The organism is Variovorax sp. 01T439_2 (assembly GCF_056398445.1).
On the sequence record NZ_JBFTPJ010000332.1, the window covers coordinates 1 to 5,605 of the forward strand.

At 71.4% G+C, this 5,605-nt stretch carries 7 protein-coding genes; 1 reads left to right on the plus strand and 6 read right to left on the minus strand.

Annotated elements, in window-relative coordinates; genetic code table 11:
* From AC1DOC_RS16715 to AC1DOC_RS16735, 5 genes are all read right to left on the minus strand, one after another.
* A partial coding sequence (locus AC1DOC_RS16715; RefSeq protein ID WP_478130112.1) for an FUSC family protein occupies window positions 1–577 on the minus strand: 577 nt, incomplete at its 3' end.
* On the minus strand, window positions 574–1,065 hold the full coding sequence (locus tag AC1DOC_RS16720) for a MarR family transcriptional regulator (protein WP_015867566.1): 492 nt from the start codon (window positions 1,063–1,065) through the stop codon (window positions 574–576). The genes AC1DOC_RS16720 and AC1DOC_RS16715, both read right to left, overlap by 4 nt.
* A gap of 50 nt (window positions 1,066–1,115) precedes the next feature.
* Window positions 1,116–1,808, minus strand: coding sequence for a DUF2242 domain-containing protein (locus tag AC1DOC_RS16725; protein ID WP_015867567.1), 693 nt, complete (start codon window positions 1,806–1,808; stop codon window positions 1,116–1,118).
* Between the two features lie 83 nt (window positions 1,809–1,891).
* Window positions 1,892–2,545, minus strand: coding sequence for a nucleoside/nucleotide kinase family protein (locus AC1DOC_RS16730; protein WP_015867568.1), 654 nt, complete (start codon window positions 2,543–2,545; stop codon window positions 1,892–1,894).
* Between the two features lie 31 nt (window positions 2,546–2,576).
* Complete coding sequence (locus AC1DOC_RS16735; protein WP_015867569.1) at window positions 2,577–3,848, minus strand: Glu/Leu/Phe/Val family dehydrogenase; 1,272 nt, start codon at window positions 3,846–3,848, stop codon at window positions 2,577–2,579.
* 201 nt (window positions 3,849–4,049) lie between these two features.
* On the opposite strand from AC1DOC_RS16735, the gene AC1DOC_RS16740 reads away from it, so the two are divergent.
* Window positions 4,050–4,511 (plus strand): hypothetical protein, encoded by a 462-nt coding sequence (locus AC1DOC_RS16740; protein ID WP_015867570.1) that lies wholly within the window; start codon window positions 4,050–4,052, stop codon window positions 4,509–4,511.
* A gap of 15 nt (window positions 4,512–4,526) precedes the next feature.
* Here the strand turns inward: AC1DOC_RS16740 and AC1DOC_RS16745 are convergent.
* Window positions 4,527–5,605, minus strand: a 1,079-nt coding sequence (locus AC1DOC_RS16745) for an aldehyde dehydrogenase family protein (protein ID WP_478130113.1), incomplete at its 5' end; no start/stop codon positions are given.

The following is a 5,605-nucleotide window of genomic DNA, read 5'->3' on the forward strand; positions in this document are numbered from 1 at the left end:
GGCCGAGTGCGGCCAGCGTGGCCAGGCGCTTCGCCATGCCGCGCAGCAACGCGGCACAACCCGCATCGAAGCGCGGACCCGCGCGGTACTCCGACGCGACGAGCGCCACCGCCAGCGCCACGCCCACCCCGATGCCGATCTGCAGCATGCGCAGCAGCGCCACGTCGAGCGCCGAGTGGCCGGGGATGGCGCCGGCCGAAAGAATGAGCAGCGCGGCCACCGGCGCGCTGCGAAAACCCGGCAGCGCGGCGCCGGCAAAGGCCAGCAGCATCACGGTGGCCAGCGTGGTCGCGAGCACCGGCGCGCCGAGGTGCTGCAGGTAGACCCCCGCGAGTCCGCAGAGCGCGCCGGCGGCCGTGCCGCGCAGGCGTTCCCAGCCCGCGCCGAGCGTGCCGCCGGCGCTCGGCCGCATGACGATCAGCACGCTCATCACGGCCCAGAAGCTTTCGGGCAGCCGCATCGCCACGGCCACCAGCCATGCCAGCGCCACTGCGGCCGCCAGCTGCGCGCCCGCGCGCCAGCGGCCCTCGCGCCAGAAGCCGCCAATGCGCTGCAGGGCCGGTGCCATCGGCGTCATCGCGGCCGCGCCGCGCCCGTCGAGGGCTCGCCGCCCTCTTCGAGCGCACCGGCAATGCGGTCAATCAGCCCGCAGGCCTGCAGCAGCAGCGCGCGCTGTTCGGCGCCCAGCGTGGCGCCGATGGCGCGGGCCAGGGCGGCCTCGCGCGAGCGCATCAGCGCCTTGAGCCGGCGCAGGCCCTCGGGCGTGAGCGACAGCAGCCACTGGCGCCCGTCGGTGGCATGCGGCGCGCGGCCGATCCAGCCCTCGGCTTCCAGTTCGGCCAGCAGCCGGGTCAGCGACTGGAGCTTGACGCGTTCATGCGCCGCGAGCGCGGTGGGCGTGCACGGCCCGTGCCGGTGCAGCTGGCCCAGCACGCTGAGCTTGGCCACGCTCGGGCCGTCGGGCGCGGCCGGGCCGCTGCGCAGCTGGCGCGAGAACTGCGACACCGCGGTGCGCAGGCGCGCGGCGCACTGCAGCGCGTCGGCGGAGTCGAGATTGGAAGCCATGCCAGATTGTAAGACGCATCTTGTTATCTGGCGCGGCGGCCGCGGGACGCTCAGCCCGGATTCGGCACCGGCTTCACGGGAAAGGTGGTGGCCGGCGCCGCAGGGTTCAGCGGCGCGGCGGGCCGCGGCGCCTCGGGCGCCACGCTCGGCACGTCGGGCTCTTCGCCGCCCTGGCCTTCGAGAAAACGGTCGAGCAGCGCGAAGAAGCGGTCGTAGAACAGCTCGTCGGTGAGCGTTTCGCTGGCCACCTTGACCATCGCGTCGTCGCTGCCGGCAAAGGGCAGCGAGAGCGAGCCGAAGGCGCCCACGCCCACGCTGGCCGAGTTGTTGACCTTCTTGATGCCGTAGCGGTCCTGCAGCGCGGTCGCGAAGGCCACGGTGCTGCGCTTGCCGGCCTTGCCGCCCTCGCGCGCGCACACCACGCGGAACTCGACCTCCACATGCACCTCGGACGCCGGCTGGAAGCTCTTGCGCCCGGTCACCAGGTCGGCGTTGGCCGCGCTGATCATGTAGCCCTGGCTCAGCAGCGCGCGGCGCGCGGCTTCGCAGGTCTGGGCTTCGGTGGCGGCGTAGGTGCGCGTGTGGGTGGTGGTGGAGTCGAACTCCTCGGTCTCGTACGACACGCGGCGCGTGCCGCCGCTGCTGCCGCAGCCGGCGAGCACCAGCAGGGACGCGAGGCCGAGAACCAGAACGGGCGTGCGAAGGATAGAAAAGGCAGAAGCGGAAAGGGGAGGCATGGTCATGGAGCGGCGAATCCTAACCGGCGTGTCCGCCGGCGAAGCTTCGAGCATGCCCGGGCGCCGGTGTTCCCCGGCGCCGCGGATTTTCAGGACCAGTGCAGCACGTGGTGCGCCCGCCCGCGCGTGGCGGCAATCAGGCGTGCGTTGGGTGCATCGGTGCCGGCCACCCAGTCGCGCGCGGCCTCGGCGCTGCGGCCGAACTGCTGGTGGCGCTTCAGCAGGCGCTCTTCGCGCACCGCGTCGTCGATGTCGACGTACCAGGCCTCGTCGAGCATGGCGGCCGCGCCGGCCCAGGGGCCGTCGTCGTGCAGAAGATAGTTGCCCTCGGTGATGACCAATTGGGTCTGCGGCAGCACCGCGATGGCGCCGGCGATCGGCTCCTCGATCTCGCGGCGGAACTCGGGCGCATAGACGATCGGGTCGTGCGGCCCCTGCATGCGCAGCCGCTGCAGCAGCGCCACGTAGCCGGCGCTGTCGAAGGTGTCGGGAGCGCCCTTGCGGCCGGCGCGGCCGAGCCGCTGCAGCTCGACGTTGGCCAGGTGGAAGCCGTCCATCGGCACGACCTGCGCGCGCCCGGCGCCCACGGCCCGCAGCAGCGCCAGCGCAAGCGTGGACTTGCCCGCGCCGGGCGCGCCGACCAGCCCCAGCAGCTTGCGCCGCCCGTCGACCATCAGGGCCTGCAGGCGCGCGAGGGCGTCTTCGGGAATGGACGGAAGTTGTTGCTCGGGAGAGATGCTCATCCCCCGAGCGTACAACCTTGGCTTCAGCGGATCAGGGGTACAGGCCGCGCTCTTGACGGGCCATCAGGATGCGCTCGCAGGCCACCGCGTAGGTCGCCGTGCGCAGCGTGATCTTGTGCCTGTCGGCCGTGTCCCAGATCTGGTTGAGCGCCTTCATCATGATGCGGTCCAGGCGCACGTTGATCTCGTCCTCGTCCCAAAAGAAGGACGAGAAGTCCTGCACCCATTCGAAGTACGAGACCGTCACGCCGCCGGCGTTGCAGATCACGTCGGGCACCACCAGCACGCCGCGCTCGGCCAGGATGTCGTCGGCCGTGGGCACCGTGGGGCCGTTGGCGCCTTCGAGCACCAGCTTGGCGCTGGTCTTCTGTGCGCGCTCGGCGGTGATCTGGCCTTCAAGGGCCGCGGGAATCAGGATGTCGCAGGCCACGTCCCAGAAGGCTTCGTTGGGCACCACGTCGCCGCCCTTGAAGGCGACGACGCCTTCCTTGTTGGCCACCGGGATCAGCGTCGCGAGGTCGAGGCCGTTGCTGTTGACGATGGTGCCGGTGTGGTCCTGCACCGCGACGATCTTGGCACCCGCCTCGGCAAAGAGTTCGGCCGCGACCGAGCCCACGTTGCCGAAGCCCTGCACCGCGATGCGCGCGCCGCGCAGGTCCAGGCCCAGGCGGCGCGCCGCTTCGCGGCCGGTGACGAACACGCCGCGGCCGGTGGCCTTGACGCGGCCCAGCGAGCCGCCCAGGTGCAGCGGCTTGCCGGTGACCACGCCGGTGGCGGTGCCGCCGACGTTCATCGAGTAGGTGTCCATCATCCACGCCATGATCTGGGCGTTGGTGTTGACGTCAGGCGCGGGAATGTCGGTGTGCGGGCCGATGATGATGCCGATCTCGCTGGTGTAGCGGCGCGTGACCTTCTCCAGCTCCTGCAGCGAAAGCTTCTTCGGGTCGACGCGGATGCCGCCCTTGGCGCCGCCGTACGGCAGGTTGACGGCCGCGGTCTTGATGGTCATCCAGGCCGACAGCGCCATCACTTCTTCCAGCGTGACGTCCGGGTGGAAGCGCACGCCGCCCTTGCCCGGGCCGCGGCTCATGTTGTGCTGCACGCGGTAGCCCTCGAAGTGGGCGATGGTGCCGTCGTCCATCTCGATCGGCACGTCCACGATCAGCGCGCGCTTGGGGCGCTTGAGCGTCTCGACCCAGCGGGCCAGCGGGCCGAGGTAGGGCACCACGCGGTCGACCTGCGAAAGGTAGGTGCCCCAGGGGCTGTTGGCGGTCGGATTGACGAAGGAGAGCTTTTCACTCATGGGAGATCCCTTGGTTGGAATGGATGGCCGCAACGATAGACCTCTCGCGCCCGCCGCGCCATGTCTTATGCGCGCCGCGATGGCGGTTATGCAAGAGAGGTTTGGCCGGACATGACAAAACGGTCATCGCCGGGTCATCAGCCCCCGAGTTGCGGTTTCTAGAGTGGGGGCTGCCAACCACCGATCGAAAGGACCGATTCCATGACCCGCTCTTGCACCCGCCTCCTGGCCACGGCCGCCGTCTCGTCGCTGCTGGGCCTGGCCGCCGCGCCGAGCCTTGCCGGCAACTATGCGGAGGGCGATCCGCGGCCCGTGCCGTTCGCCTCCTCCACCACGCGCGCCGCCGTTTCGGCCGAGGCGCGGCAGTGGTTCGCGGGCGCGCCGACGCAAGGCTATGCCGAAGGCTCGCCGCAGCCCGAGCCGCGGGTGTCGCCCAACAGCCGCGCGGCCGTGGCGGCGGACACGCAGCTGTGGATCCGCTCGGGCCTGGCCGCGCGGCAGAACGGCGAAGCGGGCGCCGATCCGTCGAGCCCCGCCTACCGGCAGGCGGCCGCCGAATATGCGCGGCTGCGCACCAGCCCGGCCTACGGCGCGCTGATCGACCAGTTCAACAGCCGGTCTTCTTCCGCGCGCGCGGAAGAAGACGGCAATCCCTTGCGCTGAAGACGAACGGCGGCCTCAGGCCACCGCGCTCAGCAGCGCCGCGTTGCCGCCGGCCGCCGTGGTGTTGACCGTGACCGTCTGCTCGGCACAGAAGCGGTAAAGATAGTGCGGCCCGCCGGCCTTGGGGCCGGTGCCGCTCAGCCCCTCGCCGCCGAAGGGCTGCACGCCGACCACCGCGCCGATGATGTTGCGGTTCACGTAGATGTTGCCCACGTGCGCCCGCGCCGCGAGCGCCTGCGCGCGCGAGTCGATGCGGGTCTGGATGCCGAGCGTGAGGCCGTAGCCGAGCGCGTTGATGCGATCGATCACCTCGGCGGGATCGCGCAGCGCGCCCGAGCCCCAGCGCGCGATCTGCAGCACCGGCCCGAAGATCTCGCTGGTCACGCTGTCGATCGAGGGCACCTCGTAGGCCTGCGGCGCGATCAGGTTGCCCTCGGTTGAAGAAGTAGAAGAAGCCGGCGCGAGCAGCCGCTTCGCTTCCGAATCCAGCCGCTTCAGATGGCGCCGGATGTTGTCGGCCGCCTCGGCGTCGATCACCGGCCCCACGTCGGTCGAAAGCAGCGCCGGGTCGCCCGCGGCCAGCTCCCCGGCCGCGCCGCGGATCATCTCGATCACCGCATCGGCGATGCCCTCGTGCAGCACCAGGAGGCGCAAGGCCGAGCAGCGCTGGCCGGCCGAGCGGAATGCGCTCTGCACCACGGCGTCGACCACCTGCTCGGGCAGCGCGCTCGAATCGACCAGCATCGCGTTGATGCCGCCGGTCTCGGCGATCAGCGGCACGATCGGGCCGTCCTTGGCGGCAAGCGCGCGGTGGATGATGCGCGCCACCTGGGTCGAACCGGTGAACACCACGCCCGCCACGCCCGGCGCCGCCACCAGCGCGGCGCCCACGGTTTCGCCGGGCCCGTGCAGCAGCTGCAGCGCATCGGCCGGCACGCCCGCGGCGTGCAGCAGCTTCACGGCTTCGAGCGCGATGGCCGGCGTCTGCTCGGCCGGCTTGGCCAGCACCGTGTTGCCGGTGGCAAGCGCGGCCGCCACCTGGCCCGCGAAGATCGCGAGCGGAAAATTCCACGGGCTGATGCACACCCAGGGGC

Bases quoted from the DNA above. Each gene is read 5' to 3' on its own strand.
- AC1DOC_RS16720 (WP_015867566.1), bottom strand. From the start codon at position 1,065: ATGGCTTCCAATCTCGACTCCGCCGACGCGCTGCAGTGCGCCGCGCGC.
- AC1DOC_RS16725 (WP_015867567.1), bottom strand. From the start codon at position 1,808: ATGACCATGCCTCCCCTTTCCGCTTCTGCCTTTTCTATCCTTCGCACG.
- AC1DOC_RS16730 (WP_015867568.1), bottom strand. From the start codon at position 2,545: ATGAGCATCTCTCCCGAGCAACAACTTCCGTCCATTCCCGAAGACGCC.
- AC1DOC_RS16735 (WP_015867569.1), bottom strand. From the start codon at position 3,848: ATGAGTGAAAAGCTCTCCTTCGTCAATCCGACCGCCAACAGCCCCTGG.
- AC1DOC_RS16740 (WP_015867570.1), top strand. From the start codon at position 4,050: ATGACCCGCTCTTGCACCCGCCTCCTGGCCACGGCCGCCGTCTCGTCG.